At 39.8% G+C, this 13,436-nt stretch carries 15 protein-coding genes; 10 read left to right on the forward strand and 5 right to left on the reverse strand.

Annotated features, from left to right (window positions below):
- Entirely contained in the window at positions 1-672 is a 672-nt protein-coding gene (locus tag B4A24_RS05590; protein ID WP_293943425.1) for a DUF2461 domain-containing protein, read from the forward strand.
- Position 673: 1 nt separating this feature from the next.
- On the opposite strand, the gene B4A24_RS05595 is transcribed toward B4A24_RS05590, so the two are convergent.
- Entirely contained in the window at positions 674-1,870 is a 1,197-nt protein-coding gene (locus B4A24_RS05595; RefSeq protein WP_293943427.1) for an anhydro-N-acetylmuramic acid kinase, read from the reverse strand.
- A gap of 99 nt (positions 1,871-1,969) precedes the next feature.
- Between B4A24_RS05595 and gcvH the strand changes: the two genes are divergently transcribed.
- A complete protein-coding gene (gcvH, locus tag B4A24_RS05600; protein ID WP_104384777.1) occupies positions 1,970-2,350 on the forward strand; it encodes a glycine cleavage system protein GcvH in 381 nt (126 codons plus the stop codon).
- A 53-nt stretch (positions 2,351-2,403) separates the two neighbouring features.
- On the opposite strand, the gene B4A24_RS05605 is transcribed toward gcvH, so the two are convergent.
- From B4A24_RS05605 to mqnB, 3 genes are all read right to left on the reverse strand, one after another.
- The gene (locus tag B4A24_RS05605) at positions 2,404-3,159 is read right to left on the reverse strand and encodes a DUF6263 family protein (protein WP_293943429.1); all 756 of its coding nucleotides are present in this window, start codon (positions 3,157-3,159) and stop codon (positions 2,404-2,406) included.
- A gap of 100 nt (positions 3,160-3,259) precedes the next feature.
- Positions 3,260-4,246, reverse strand: coding sequence for a pyruvate dehydrogenase complex E1 component subunit beta (locus B4A24_RS05610; RefSeq protein WP_108635437.1), 987 nt, complete (start codon positions 4,244-4,246; stop codon positions 3,260-3,262).
- A gap of 123 nt (positions 4,247-4,369) precedes the next feature.
- Entirely contained in the window at positions 4,370-5,011 is a 642-nt protein-coding gene (gene mqnB, locus B4A24_RS05615; RefSeq protein WP_293943431.1) for a futalosine hydrolase, read from the reverse strand.
- A gap of 173 nt (positions 5,012-5,184) precedes the next feature.
- On the opposite strand from mqnB, the gene B4A24_RS05620 reads away from it, so the two are divergent.
- From B4A24_RS05620 to B4A24_RS05655, 8 genes are all read left to right on the forward strand, one after another.
- Complete coding sequence (locus B4A24_RS05620) at positions 5,185-5,598, forward strand: 6-pyruvoyl trahydropterin synthase family protein (RefSeq protein ID WP_172392512.1); 414 nt, start codon at positions 5,185-5,187, stop codon at positions 5,596-5,598.
- Between the two features lie 28 nt (positions 5,599-5,626).
- The gene (gene folE, locus B4A24_RS05625; RefSeq protein ID WP_108635440.1) at positions 5,627-6,256 is read left to right on the forward strand and encodes a GTP cyclohydrolase I FolE; all 630 of its coding nucleotides are present in this window, start codon (positions 5,627-5,629) and stop codon (positions 6,254-6,256) included.
- A 241-nt stretch (positions 6,257-6,497) separates the two neighbouring features.
- Entirely contained in the window at positions 6,498-7,133 is a 636-nt protein-coding gene (locus B4A24_RS05630; protein ID WP_172392585.1) for an O-methyltransferase, read from the forward strand.
- A 22-nt stretch (positions 7,134-7,155) separates the two neighbouring features.
- Complete coding sequence (locus B4A24_RS05635) at positions 7,156-7,677, forward strand: glucosaminidase domain-containing protein (protein WP_293943434.1); 522 nt, start codon at positions 7,156-7,158, stop codon at positions 7,675-7,677.
- A 15-nt stretch (positions 7,678-7,692) separates the two neighbouring features.
- Positions 7,693-8,526 carry a glucosaminidase domain-containing protein gene (locus tag B4A24_RS05640; protein ID WP_293943436.1) on the forward strand — a complete coding sequence of 278 codons (834 nt, stop codon included), beginning with the start codon at positions 7,693-7,695 and terminating at the stop codon, positions 8,524-8,526.
- A gap of 61 nt (positions 8,527-8,587) precedes the next feature.
- Positions 8,588-9,349 carry a hypothetical protein gene (locus tag B4A24_RS05645; RefSeq protein WP_293943438.1) on the forward strand — a complete coding sequence of 254 codons (762 nt, stop codon included), beginning with the start codon at positions 8,588-8,590 and terminating at the stop codon, positions 9,347-9,349.
- A 22-nt stretch (positions 9,350-9,371) separates the two neighbouring features.
- Positions 9,372-10,433: a DUF3078 domain-containing protein gene (locus B4A24_RS05650; RefSeq protein ID WP_293943440.1), complete on the forward strand. Its 1,062-nt coding sequence runs from the start codon at positions 9,372-9,374 to the stop codon at positions 10,431-10,433.
- Positions 10,433-11,299, forward strand: a complete 867-nt coding sequence (locus B4A24_RS05655) for an N-acetylmuramoyl-L-alanine amidase (protein WP_293943442.1) — start codon at positions 10,433-10,435, stop codon at positions 11,297-11,299. Before B4A24_RS05650 ends, B4A24_RS05655 begins: the two co-directional genes overlap by 1 nt.
- Positions 11,300-11,663: 364 nt before the next feature.
- Here B4A24_RS05655 and B4A24_RS05660 read toward each other — a convergent pair whose 3' ends face one another.
- A complete protein-coding gene (locus B4A24_RS05660) occupies positions 11,664-13,379 on the reverse strand; it encodes a sodium:solute symporter (protein ID WP_293943444.1) in 1,716 nt (571 codons plus the stop codon).
- Between the last annotated feature and the right edge of the window lie 57 nt (positions 13,380-13,436).

Raw genomic sequence — 13,436 nt, forward strand, 5'->3', positions numbered from 1 at the left:
ATGAGTCACATTCAAAAATCTACCTTTGATTTTTTAGCAGAATTAAAGGAAAATAATTCAAGGGAATGGTTTGCAGAGAACCGCGAGAAATATGAGTCTGCATTGGCGGATGTCCGGAGTTTTCTAACCGATTTAATAGCTGCGTTGAGTGAATTTGACCCCAAAATAAACACGTCTATTCAAGCCAATAAATGTTTATTCCGTATCTATAGAGATACCCGTTTTTCAAATGATAAAACGCCTTATAAGACTTGGTTTGGCGCTGGGATATCTGTTGACGGAAGGAAGTTGCACGGTCCTGAATATTATATTCATATCGGTGCTGAAAATTCATTTATTGCCTGTGGTTATTGGCGGCCGGAGAAGCCAAATTTGGAAGCGATAAGACAGGAGATTGATTATAGTGCTGAAAAGTTGGCAAAAATTCTGAATGGGGTGCTGGATGGCGGAAAAATAAGCCTGTTTAAAGAAGATTTGCTGAAGCGTGCTCCTGCAGGTTATACTGAAGATAATCCCTATATTGATTTTATCAAGTTAAAAAGTTTTGTTCTTGATCAAGCCCTCTCAATCAACGATCTTTCACACAAAAATGCGTTGGATGATATCATCGCCTCTTACAAAAAGATGTTACCATTCAAGGAGTTTTTACAAGAGGCGATAGCCAGTGAGTAATTTATTCCGGTAGGCTAATTTTTCCCATACAGACTGCAGGAGAGTCTTTAATGTGTTCGACATTGGTTTTGGCCCCAGCGAGGGTTTCATTGGCTAATAATGCAAAGAGAACGGCCTCCTTGGCATCAGGATCTATCCCCAGGCTGGCGAAGCTTTCTACTTTGCAGTCGGGCAGATTGGCTTTGATATCGTCAAAAAGTAAGGGATTATGTAATCCTCCGCCACTGATATATACCGAGACATTTGCTAATCCAGCTGCTTGCCGGCGTATGCCATTGATTATGGCCTGAGCCGAAAAGCGATTGAGTGTTGCCATGACATCTTCGGCTGACAACGCTACCGTATCCGAACGTTTTTGAGCCTCTTTTAAATAATCCAGATTGAACAGTTCTGGTCCCGTTGTTTTCGGGAACTCCAGGGATAAGAATTCTTCGGCCAGGAGCTGTTCCAATAGGTTGTTATTGATGGTTCCTTTTTTTGCGATCAGGGCATCTCTGTCCATCTCCTGGTCAAAATGTGCTTTCATATACTGGTTCATCATGGTATTTCCCGGTCCCAGATCCGTTGCATAGGCCTCCAGTCTACTTTGATGACTCGGTATAAAGGTGAAATTCGAAATACCCCCTATATTCAGTAAAAATCTGTTTTCGATGGGGTGTGAAAAAAGAAGGTAATCCCCGTATGCTGCTAAAGGGGCCCCTTCTCCTCCGGCAGCGATGTGTTTTTGTCTAAAATCTGAAAGTGTAATTATGCCCGTATGCATGGCAATATGATCCCCGTCACCGATCTGCAATGTGCTATTTGGCCAATCATGATCTTTCGTCAACGATTGCGGTGCGTGGTAGACTGTTTGTCCGTGACTAGCGATACAGTCTATCTGGGCGGCTGTAATATTCCAGTTTTTGAGCACCTGATTGATCAGGTTCGCATGGGTGATACCTACGTATGCATTAAGGCCTGAAAATAGCTGCTGGTCGATGGTTCTTTTTGCGAAGATTTCACGGACTTTGGTTCTAAAAATATCCTCATAGTCCATTGTAATGAATTTTTCCAGACTGATTTTGGTCGCTTTTCCGGCGTTTTCAATACGGCATAATGCAATATCAAGACCGTCTAAAGAGGTTCCGGACATTAAACCAATAATAAAACGCTCTTTCTTTTGTGCGATCTGATAAAGTTTTTCGATTTGAGGATTCATAGCTTAAAAATAAATACAAAAATCTTATAATGAATATCATTTTTGACAATTGAAGATATTTTGTAACTTCACGGCATTAAAATCAAAAAATTAGATACAATGAATTTTCCAGCAGAATTGAAATACACCAAAGATCACGAATGGATTCGTGTTGAAGGTGATGAAGCAGTTGTAGGGATTACCGATTTCGCTCAACGTGAATTGGGTGACATCGTTTTTGTTGACATTAACACTGTAGGTGAAGAAGTTGCCGCAAATGAAGTTTTCGGTACAATCGAAGCTGTAAAAACAGTTTCCGATTTATTTTTACCTGTAGCAGCTACAATTTTATCGGTTAATGATGCAATTGATGCTTCTCCTGAATTGGTCAATTCTGATCCTTATGGTGAAGGCTGGATTGTTCGTATTAAATTGAATAATGCAGCAGATGTAGATGCATTATTATCTGCAGATCAATACAAAGAGGAAATCAACGCATAATATCAGCTTGATAATAAAAAAGGGGTAATNNATTACCCCTTTTTTATTATCATTTATTGGCATTTTATGACCGTTTTAATCTTTGCCTCGGGCATATCGACATCACTCGTCATCTCTGTTATTTTAGTCAGACAGGTCTTTTTGTCCAATACATAGAACCCTTGAATACTGCCCACCTGTTTCGCGTCCGATCCAAACATTTTTCCTTCCACATTTACTTTATATCCCTGCTCATTCACTTCGATGAGTGTCATTTTGTTTTCGATCATTAGACCCGATTCTTCTGATTCGGTTTTTGAATTCCATGATTCGCCAATAGCAATGGCAGGCTCAGGTAACACTGTACTGATGTTTTCAAACATACTACGATCAAAAGGAAGGTTGACGCCTTCTGGTAATTTTATATCAGCGGATTTTCCCAATTGATCTATTGAAAAGCTGATTTTACTATCTACTAGCTTGCCTACAGTAGCATGCATCTGCTTCGAAAATTCATTTGCCTCCGGATTTTTGGAATCATAGGTCATTTCCATGGCTTCTCCACTCATTTTCATGTTGATATCTGTATAGATAAGGTCAAATAGAAAGGAATTATCTTTCTTGGCTGTATTTGTAATATCAAAGCCCATTGTTAAGTCTGTCACAATCTTCTGTCCGCCAGTTTCGATATCCATTGCCATGATAACATTCTGCGCTATTTTCTTGCCCTCGTCGGGATTTACCCTTAGGGTATATTTCTTTTGTGCGGATACAGATAGGGCGATAAATGCAAATATAGCAGTCAAAGCCATTATTTTCAGTGTTTTCATTTATTGGTTTACTTTATTAATAATAGGACAGATAAAGATATAAAAAAACCCTTTTACATCAGTAAAAGGGTTTTTTATTTGCTTCGAAAAAGTAATTGAATTACTTTTTGATATAAGATACTTCTTTTACGGCTTTAACCACTTTTTCTACACTAGGTAAAGCAGCTTCGATCAAGGTTGGTGCGTAAGGAAGAGGTACATCAGCACAATTCACGCGAATTACAGGAGCATCCAAATAGTCAAATGCATTGCGTTGTACATTAAATGCCAAATCCGTAGAGATCGACGCCAACGGCCAAGCTTCTTCTACGATAACCAGACGGTTTGTTTTCTTAACAGATTCAATCAGCGTAGGGTAATCAATAGGACGTACAGAACGTAAATCGATCAATTCTACACTGATGCCTTCTTTTTTCAATTCTTCAACAGCAGGGATTACAACACGTGGAAGCATTTTGCCGAAAGAAACAACAGTAACATCAGTACCTTCTTGGATGATATTCGCTTTTCCGATTTCCAGGTAGTACTCTTCTTCAGGAACTTGGCCTTTATCGCCGTACATGACCTCAGATTCCATAAAAATAACCGGATCTGGATCAATAATTGAAGATTTCAATAAACCTTTAGCTTCGTAAGGGTTTGAAGGAACAACCACTTTCAATCCTGGTGTATTTGCAAACCAGTTTTCAAAGTTTTGAGAGTGTTGTGCCGCTAGTTGACCTGCATTTCCTGTCGGGCCACGGAAGACTATAGGAATAGAAAATTGCCCACCGCTCATCGAGTGGATTTTAGCAGCAGCATTGATAACCTGGTCAATCGCAACGAGTGAAAAGTTGAATGTCATGAACTCAACGATTGGTTTTAGGCCATTCATTGCTGCACCAACAGCGATACCAGCAAAACCAAGTTCAGCAATAGGCGTATCAATGATACGTTTTGCGCCGAATTCATCAAGCATACCTTGGCTCACTTTATAAGCACCGTTATACTCTGCAACTTCTTCACCTAATAAAAATATTTTGTCGTCTTTACGCATTTCTTCGTTCATCGCTTCACGAAGTGCTTCTCTGAATTGTATTTCTCTCATCAGTTGTAAAATAGTGTCAATTTTTAGATTACAAATCTACTATTTAAAATTGATATTTTGAAGATTTGACTAGCCTAATTGTATAGTTTTATGTCATTTTTTAATAAGTAAATGACTTTTGTATCAAATTTTTGAAAATAAGCCGGATAAGAAATCCAATGTCTCTATAAGCGCCTTGTTACTATTCATTATTGCCAGGGGAATGTTCCACGTGGCACGGTTTCTTTTTTCCACGTAATTGGAGATGCCACGAAGCTCGATCACGGGAATATCCATTTTATCCGCGGCAAAGAAAACCGCAGCACCTTCCATACTTTCGATACAACTATTAGGACTGAGCTGTTTAATTTTTGCAATACTATCTGCGTTGCCATGAACTTTATTTACTGTAATCCCATGCCCTTGGGCTACAAAGGGTAGTTGCATATTCTGGCCTTGGAGCAAAGAAGAAGTAAATTTGGATTTTCCATAGCCCAACTGTTCGATCGGTATAAATTGCTGGTCATCTTCTGCGCCCAATTCAACGAACGATTCTGAGATGACCTGCACAACCTCGCCGATTTTCAGATTGCGGTCAAAGCAACCCGCAATACCTATATTTATAAGGAGATCATACTTGCTTTCGTGTAGTACCCTCCCTAGTTCAAATGCTGTAGCCACCATGCCCACTCCTGTGATTACCGTATCACAGTTGGGATAGTTTGCGGCAAGCTCCAGAAAAGGCTGGATTTCAAATTGTGTAGCTGAAACGATTAATATCTTCATGATGAACTTCTTGATTATAGCTTGCGAAAAATACGAATTATCGCGCAAGTCTTCGGTACGTTGAAATAAAAATCGACTGATGATCTTACGCATTTATTATATTACCATATTCTGACGGCATTCCTAAAATAGGAATGTTAAAATTGGCCCTAAACCCGTATCTTTGTATTATTATGATATTTATAACTCGTCGTGAACGTTTTTGTGCAGCGCATAAGCTGTATCGTGAGGATTGGACCAACGAACAAAACGAACAAGTGTTTGGACTTTGTTCTAATCCAAATTGGCATGGGCACAATTATGACCTTTTTGTCACGGTAAAGGGTGAAATAAATCCCGAAACTGGTTTTTTGATCGATTTAAAGATCATGAAAGAAATTATCAATCGTAACATTATTGACAAAGTGGATCATCGTAATTTCAATTTGGATGTTGATTTTATGAGAGACGTCATGGCTTCTACAGAAAATATCGCTATTGAGATATTCAAGATCCTCAAACCGCTTTTTGAGAACGAAGGAGTTGCATTGCACAGTGTACGTTTGCATGAAACCGAAAATAACTACGTCGAATATTTTGGCGATTAATCTTTAATACATTTAAATAGTAGAAACTATGAGTCAACACTCATTTGACAGCGAAGAGTTGGATGGATATATTAAGATCGACAAATACAATACTGAAAAAGTAGATCGCATCGCTTCTCATTATACAGATATATTGGAATGTTTGGGAGAGGATCCTAAGCGTGAAGGTCTGGTAAAAACTCCTGAGCGTGTCGCTAAAGCACTGCAGTTTTTGACACATGGATACGATATCGATGCTGCCGAAGTGCTTAGAGGAGCCATGTTTGAGGAAGATTATAGCCAGATGGTGGTTGTAAAAGATATTGAGGTCTACTCCTTATGTGAGCATCATATGTTACCGTTCTTTGGCAAGGCACACATTGCTTATATTCCAAACGGACATATTGTAGGCTTGAGTAAAATTCCTCGTGTCGTGGATATCTTTGCGCGTCGTTTGCAGGTACAGGAGCGTCTTACCAATGAGATTAGAGATTGTATTCAGGAAACCTTGGGCGCCCGTGGAGTCGCTGTGGTGATGGAGTGCAAACACATGTGTATGGCCATGCGTGGAGTGCAAAAGCAAAATTCCGTTACAACAACTTCTGCATTTACAGGAGCATTTCAAAATGATGTGACCCGATCGGAATTTTTACGCCTGATCACGGCCGATCTTGCTTAATATTTTTATCGCCAAATAATAAAAATAAGCCCTCGAGAAGCATGTCTTCTCGAGGGCTTATTTTTTGATAAAATATAGAAATAAACGTAAAATTCAAAAAATGAGGATAGTGCGTTTTTGGGCGATTAAGGCAAGTCAATAAAAAATCTCTTTACAAACAAATAATTATATACTATTGTTTATCAGGTATTTATAAAAAAATATTTTTATCATAAAAATGTTTTTTGGTACCTTTGTGGTTATGGAAATTGTTGCCGACGATTTAGAGTCCTATTTGGAACATACTACAGACGACGAAAATTCGTTACTGAAAAGGGTAAATCGGGAGACATATTTGAAGGAAACAATGCCCCATATGTTATCTGGTCATTACCAGGGAAGAGTTCTTTCTTTATTGAGTAAATTGGTTGCTCCGAAACGTATTTTGGAGATCGGAACTTTTACGGGATATGCAACATTATGTCTCGCAGAAGGACTTCAGCAGGATGGGATATTACATACCATTGATATCAATGAAGAGCAACAGGAAAGAGTCCAAGGGTATTTTGATGCGTCAGAATTCGCAGATAAAATCAGGTACCATATTGGTGATGCAGCAGAGATTATACCCACATTGAACGAAACATTTGATCTGGTATTTATTGACGCTGATAAAAAGAGGAATTTATATTATTTCGAAACAATAATAAATCAAGTTCCGTCTGGGGGACTTATTTTGATTGACAATGTCTTATGGAAAGGTAAGGTGTTAGATTCAAAACCAGACAACCAAACAAAGCAGATCATTGATTTGAATGCACGTTTAGCTCAGGACAAGCGCGTAGAAAAGGTAATATTACCGATTCGAGACGGACTTTTTGCGTTGCGCAAGAAGTAATTTGTGAACTAAAACATTCTTCATGAATTTAAAACAATTAAAAAGCTTTGTACTGTTACTGGCTTTGGCAACTTTTGGAATTTCAAAAGTTTCAGCTCAAAGTGCGGCATATGTCGATAAGTACAGTCCAATAGCAAAAGAAATGATGGAGGAACATGGCGTTCCGGCATCGGTTATTCTAGCCATCGCTATGCATGAAAGCGGAAATGGGCGTAGCAGAATAGCAAAAAATTTGAACAACCATTTTGGTGTCAAAGGAAAAAACAACAGTACCGTTATTCGGTCAGCTTACAAAGGTTATCGGTCTGTATTAGACTCTTATGGTGACTTTGTAGGAATAGTAAAAAGAAAAAAGACTACCCAAAGCCTTTTTGAAAAACATCCAGGAGAAAAATATGAAGCTTGGGTAAAGGCAATTGCTCGTTCGGGATATTCTACAAGTAGAGACTGGACAGCGAAGGTACTTCGGACGATCAAACTATATCATCTTGATGTATTTGATAACGATTCCAAGCAAAATAAATTCTCGTCTACTAAAAAATAAGCACGACAGTATTGCATGAAGAAGTTTTTTTATGGCATGATTGCATTGATGATGTTGATTACATCATGTTCAAGCCGAAGAGGCACATTATCATCGGCTAAATCTGGTTCCAATTCAAAAACTTCTTCATCTTCTTCCATAGGTCGACCCTCCATGGCTGGAAATGACTACATTGCTCAATATAAAGATATCGCAATTGCAGAAATGAACAAATATGGTATTCCGGCCAGTATTAAGCTTGCTCAGGCGTTGTTAGAGTCTGGTAACGGGAATAGCTACCTGGCACGTGAAGCAAACAATCATTTTGGTATCAAGTGCGGTGGCGTTTGGAAGGGTAAATCCGTGACACGCCCTGATGATAATATCAACGATTGCTTCAGGGTATACGAAAACCCCGAACAATCATTTAAAGATCATTCCGAATTCCTGCTACGTCCTCGCTATTCGGGCTTGTTCAAGTTGGACAAGAATGACTACAAAGGCTGGGCCAAGGGGCTTAAGGCAGCAGGATATGCAACCAACCCGCGATATCCCGATTTATTGATAGAAATGATCGAACGATATCATCTTGATCAATATGACCGTGGGGAGACGCCGAAGGAGAAGGTCGTACGTGAAGAGACTGTGAAGGAGGAAATCGTACAGCATGTTCAGGAGACCCCTCCTGCCGTGGTCAAGACCGAAGAAATCAAAAGCCCCGTGGCGATGCGTATTCACGAGGTGAAAGCACAAGAAACCCTTTATTCACTGAGCAAACTCTATAATGTCTCTGTGGAGCAAATCAAATCCTTAAATGGCCTTACAGATGAAGCATTGTCCTTAGGACAGCTATTGGTTATATCTAAATAGTTACGCTTTAAAAGATGTTAAATATTTCAGTTTTGTATGGCGATATAGTAGTTTTACGAAAGTGAAGCTATTAAGGTATATTTTTTTGTTTTCGGCCATACTCGGCAGTATTCCGCTACTTTTTTGCCAAGAAAAAAGAGTTGAGGGTATCGTATTCGACAAAAACACCAAGCAACGTATCGGAAATGTGAAGCTCGCCAATCTCCGCACAGGCGAAGTAATCTATAATAGTATTAAAGGCGAATTTGATTTTCCGGCCCGAATTGGCGATCAGATTGTAGCGATGAGCAAAGGCTATTTCTCAGATACCCTCTCCGTTGACAAAAAAGGATTATTGCTGTTTCATTTATTGCGAGAATCAATCTATATTGATGAGGTTCAGGTGTCCGCACGAAAGAGCCCTGAGGAGATTCTGAAGAAAGCAAAAGAAGATTATGAGAAAGCCTATCGCCTGGCAGGATATGGAGACGTTTTTTCTGTCGGACCTACCGGAGCGGGACTGAGTATAAACTCTATTTATAGTTTATTTAGCAAAGAGGCCAAAAGAGCACGCCGGTTGACTAAAACCATTGAAAACGATTATAAGGAGAATGTGATTGATTATAAATTTACCAAGGAACTCATCAGTAAGGTGACGGGGCTCAGTTTTGAGGAAGCCGAAAAATTTAGAAGAATATTTAGGCCATCCTATTTTTTCATTCTGGCGGCAAGTGATTACGAAGTAACAAATTACATCAAAGACTGCTATTCACGCTACCGATTGAACCCTTCGCAATTTTTTATTGAGCCTTTTCCAACAATTAATTATAAATTAGTACCGTAAACAAAAAATAGACGTTTCCAGAATGAAGTTATTCAATTTTGTCGGCATGGCTATGCTTTGCCTTTCTTTTACAAGTATAAAGGCACAGGAGCTAAGAGATCTTAGAGCAAAACCAGATACCGTAATTTCTGTACAAAAAGAGCAACCGTTAAATATCAAATCCATTCGTCCTGTTGTGCCTAAGCTCAATCTTGAGGTTGACTATTGGAAACATTGGACCAAGTTTGGAATCAATTTAAACCAGGCATCTTTTAATGATAATTGGAAGGGAGGAGGTGTCGGATCTATTGCTGTTGGCCTCAATGCCAATCATAAATCGGATTATACGCGGGACAACTTTAATTTTGTGACCGAAGTAGACCTTCGTTACGGTAAGATCAAGAATACGAATAATATTGCTAAAAAGAATAATGACCGGATATTTTGGGATAACAAGCTATCTTATAAATTATCGGCAAATTGGGCGCTGTTTACATCGGTTACCTTCGAGTCGCAATTTGATGCAGGGTATAAATATACGACTAGAAATGGTAGGGATACAATAGACTATATTGAAAATGCATTTATGGCCCCGGCCTATTTGACCGAATCCTTCGGTCTTGAGTACAAGCCAAGCAATGAGTTTTCCTTGCGTTTTGGTACAGGTACCGCACGGCAGACCTTTATTTTGGATGAGCGTGTAAAACCACGTTCGGTACAGGGATTTTATGATAAATATGGTTATTATCTTTTACCTGACATGAACAAGCCCGAGGGTGAAGGTAATCTTCGTAAAGGTACAGGCGAAAGATTTGGTGTCAAAGAGGACCGCTCTTTTGCCAATGCACTCGCTTTTCAGCTTACGGGCAACTTGGACAAGAATTTTACCGATAAGTTGAATGTAAAAGCACGTTATAATCTATTCGCAGACTATGAAAAGATTTCAGATCCTACCCATCGTCTTGATGTTACCATAACGGCCAAAGTGACCCGCGTCATCAACGTTAATTTAAATGGGATTATGATCTATGATCCGGATGTTATTTCAAGAGTTCAGTTGAGCCAGTCATTGGCTATGGGAATTGTATATAGTTTACCAAAATAATGTTTAGACAAGTGTCAATTGGGATCGTACTTGCTCTGTTGATGTCTTTGGCGAGTTGTAAGTCCAAGGGACATGCCGCTGTGTCCAAGCCACTGGTCGCTTCTTTTGCTCCTGCTGCTGTGCTGGAGGAGAAGGTCGTGGTCAAACCCGACACAAATCAATTGACACCGCAGGAAAGAAAGGTAATCTTCTTGCAGAAGACAGGAGAACACCCCTATTGGAGACAGGCAGAAGCCATTCACTATGATGTCCGTAAACCAAATTTTGTAATCATCCACCATACGGCACAAGATAGTGTCGGTCAGACCATAAAAACATTTCAGATCCCACGGACCAAGGTGAGCTCACATTATGTGATCGGCCGTAATGGCGAGATTATCCAGATGTTGAACGATTATGTCCGCTCATGGCATGCCGGTGTAGCTAAGTGGGGATCTATCGTGGACATGAACTCCTGTTCTATCGGGATCGAGCTGGATAATAATGGCAGGGAACCCTTTCCGGATGCCCAGATCAATTCATTGATGACCGTCTTAGATACCCTAAAATCGCGGTATCTGATACCTGATAATAATTTTATCGGTCATGCGGATATTGCACCCTCGCGTAAGAACGATCCAAATGTCTTCTTTCCTTGGAAAAAGCTTGCGGAAAAAGGATTTGGTATCTGGTACGATGAAGGCCAACTTGTTGCCCCTCCAGATAATTTCAATGCCATTGATGCCCTTAAAATCATCGGATACGACACCACTAATCTTAAGGCCGCCATCGTTGCATTTAAACGGAAATTTATTGTCCGTGATACAACGCCTGAGCTGACGCTGTATGATAAGAGTGTATTGTATAATATTTATAAAAAATACTAATTGCCGTCAAGCAAATTTCGACAAATGTTACCAAATAAGACATTGACATCTGTGTGCACAACATGGAAGGGGCTGTATCAAAAGTCAGTTTTGGCGATTTGAGACCAAATAAAATTTTGTACGACATTCGATTTAACAAAAGAGGACCAATGTATTAAGAATTTGGTCCTTTTTCATACTATTTCGATAATTTAAAGTATGCATCCAAATTTAATTCTGGTCAATCATGAATTTCAATTATGATACAGCCTCTTTATTTCAATCTTCACGGGGTTTAGGAAATGATTTCCCCAATTGAGTTCCGTTTGCAATCAAGGCCCTAATTTGAGCTCGTACGGAATAGCCAATCTTTTCGGACTGTTTACTATTGATTAACCCTGGTATCCGGTGTTGCAGTCTGATTGTTATGAAAAAGCTGTATAAAATAAGCGATTATTATTACAGCTAAACAGCCGAGGAGATTCAGCCAGAGAAATGGAATTTTGTCGAGACACCAAACGCCGATGACAATGACCTCAGAAAGGACAGCTGCTAGGAAAACTGCTTTCCCCTGAATTTTTTTCAGATAGAAAGCAACGATAAATATACCGAGGATAGTGCCATAAAATAAAGATCCTAAGATATTTACTGCTTCCAATAAATTGCCCAATCTATTCGCATATAGTGCAATAATCACGGTGAAGACTCCCCATATCAAGGTAAATATACGAGACCAGAGGAGATCCTGCCTTTCGGTTGCATTGCGGTTAATAAAACGTTTGTAGATATCGATCGTTGTCGTCGAAGCCAAGGAGTTAATAGCACTGGCGGTAGAACCCATAGATGCCAGGAAAATAACGGCAATCAATAAGCCGATCAAACCTTTTGGAAAGGCTTGGGTTACAAACGAAAGGAATATATAGTTATTATCATTTGTCTCGGCAGCAGGATTATTTTTCTTGATAAGCGTCAGCGTACTGTCTTTTACCAGCTGCATTTCAGCATTCAATTGATGCAATGTCGTTTGTGAGGCTTCGATGTTTTCCTTAGCATCATGATCCAGCGCAGTACCGAGCCCGTTGACGACAGATTCACGCTGCTGGAATAGCTGCGTATGTTTGCGCTCAAGCTCCTGGTAGGAGGCCGCATACGGACTATCTTTCAACTTCTGTACTTCTACCTGATTGAAGAAAATCGGAGGTTGGTGGTATTGATAGTAGGTAAATACCAGCACACCGATCAATAGGATAGCAAATTGCATGGGGATCTTTAAAAGACCATTCATAATTAGTCCCATTCTGCTTTCCTTTATGGATGATCCGGTAAGGTAACGGCCTACTTGGCTCTGGTCCGTGCCGAAATAAGAAAGCTGCAGGAAAAAACCTCCGATCAGCCCAGTCCATAGCGTATAGTTGTTATTCAGGTCGAAAGTGAAGTCCAGTGCATTGGTTTTACCTGATTTACCAGCGATATGGAGTGCTTTTGAAAGACCGATATCAGCTGGAAGCAGATGGATGACAAGCATTCCTGCCACCAGCAGTGACCCAAATATAATGCTCATTTGGAGCAGTTGTGTATGGGAGACAGCTTTTGTGCCTCCATAGGTAGTGTAGATAACCACAAAGCTTCCAATGACCAAGGTTGTTAAGGTCAGGTCAATATGAAGAATAGCTGAAATAATTAATGATGGCGCAAAAATAGTGATGCCAGTGGAAATACCCCGTTGAATTAAAAACAATAAGGCTGTGAGCCCCCGGGTCCTGACATCAAAACGTTTCTCGAGAAATTCATAAGCTGTGAAGACTTTCAGTCTATGAAATATCGGAATAAAAGTAATGCAGAGTACGATCATGGCCAATGGGAGGCCAAAATAAAACTGTACAAAACTCATCCCCGACGAGTAAGCTAATCCAGGAGCAGACAGAAAAGTAATGGCACTCGCCTGAGTGGCCATTACCGAAAGTCCGACATGGTACCAAGGCAAAGAACGATTGCCTAAAAGATAGCCATCAATATTTTTGATCCCTCTACTTTTATAAATGCCATAGGCGACAATTGACAAAAGTGTCAGTAATAGAACGGCCCAATCTACTGTACTCATGAATAATGTTTTGTAAAAAAGTACAGAAAAAGGATAAATATAAATAGCCAGATAACG

The organism is Sphingobacterium sp. UBA7249 (assembly GCF_002472835.1).
Taxonomy (GTDB): domain Bacteria; phylum Bacteroidota; class Bacteroidia; order Sphingobacteriales; family Sphingobacteriaceae; genus Sphingobacterium; species Sphingobacterium prati.

Bases quoted from the DNA above. Each gene is read 5' to 3' on its own strand.
- B4A24_RS05620 (WP_172392512.1), top strand. From the start codon at position 5,185: ATGATATTTATAACTCGTCGTGAACGTTTTTGTGCAGCGCATAAGCTG.
- B4A24_RS05630 (WP_172392585.1), top strand. From the start codon at position 6,498: ATGGAAATTGTTGCCGACGATTTAGAGTCCTATTTGGAACATACTACA.
- B4A24_RS05605 (WP_293943429.1), bottom strand. From the start codon at position 3,159: ATGAAAACACTGAAAATAATGGCTTTGACTGCTATATTTGCATTTATC.
- folE (WP_108635440.1), top strand. From the start codon at position 5,627: ATGAGTCAACACTCATTTGACAGCGAAGAGTTGGATGGATATATTAAG.
- B4A24_RS05660 (WP_293943444.1), bottom strand. From the start codon at position 13,379: ATGAGTACAGTAGATTGGGCCGTTCTATTACTGACACTTTTGTCAATT.
- mqnB (WP_293943431.1), bottom strand. From the start codon at position 5,011: ATGAAGATATTAATCGTTTCAGCTACACAATTTGAAATCCAGCCTTTT.
- gcvH (WP_104384777.1), top strand. From the start codon at position 1,970: ATGAATTTTCCAGCAGAATTGAAATACACCAAAGATCACGAATGGATT.
- B4A24_RS05590 (WP_293943425.1), top strand. From the start codon at position 1: ATGAGTCACATTCAAAAATCTACCTTTGATTTTTTAGCAGAATTAAAG.
- B4A24_RS05635 (WP_293943434.1), top strand. From the start codon at position 7,156: ATGAATTTAAAACAATTAAAAAGCTTTGTACTGTTACTGGCTTTGGCA.
- B4A24_RS05595 (WP_293943427.1), bottom strand. From the start codon at position 1,870: ATGAATCCTCAAATCGAAAAACTTTATCAGATCGCACAAAAGAAAGAG.
- B4A24_RS05640 (WP_293943436.1), top strand. From the start codon at position 7,693: ATGAAGAAGTTTTTTTATGGCATGATTGCATTGATGATGTTGATTACA.
- B4A24_RS05650 (WP_293943440.1), top strand. From the start codon at position 9,372: ATGAAGTTATTCAATTTTGTCGGCATGGCTATGCTTTGCCTTTCTTTT.
- B4A24_RS05655 (WP_293943442.1), top strand. From the start codon at position 10,433: ATGTTTAGACAAGTGTCAATTGGGATCGTACTTGCTCTGTTGATGTCT.
- B4A24_RS05610 (WP_108635437.1), bottom strand. From the start codon at position 4,246: ATGAGAGAAATACAATTCAGAGAAGCACTTCGTGAAGCGATGAACGAA.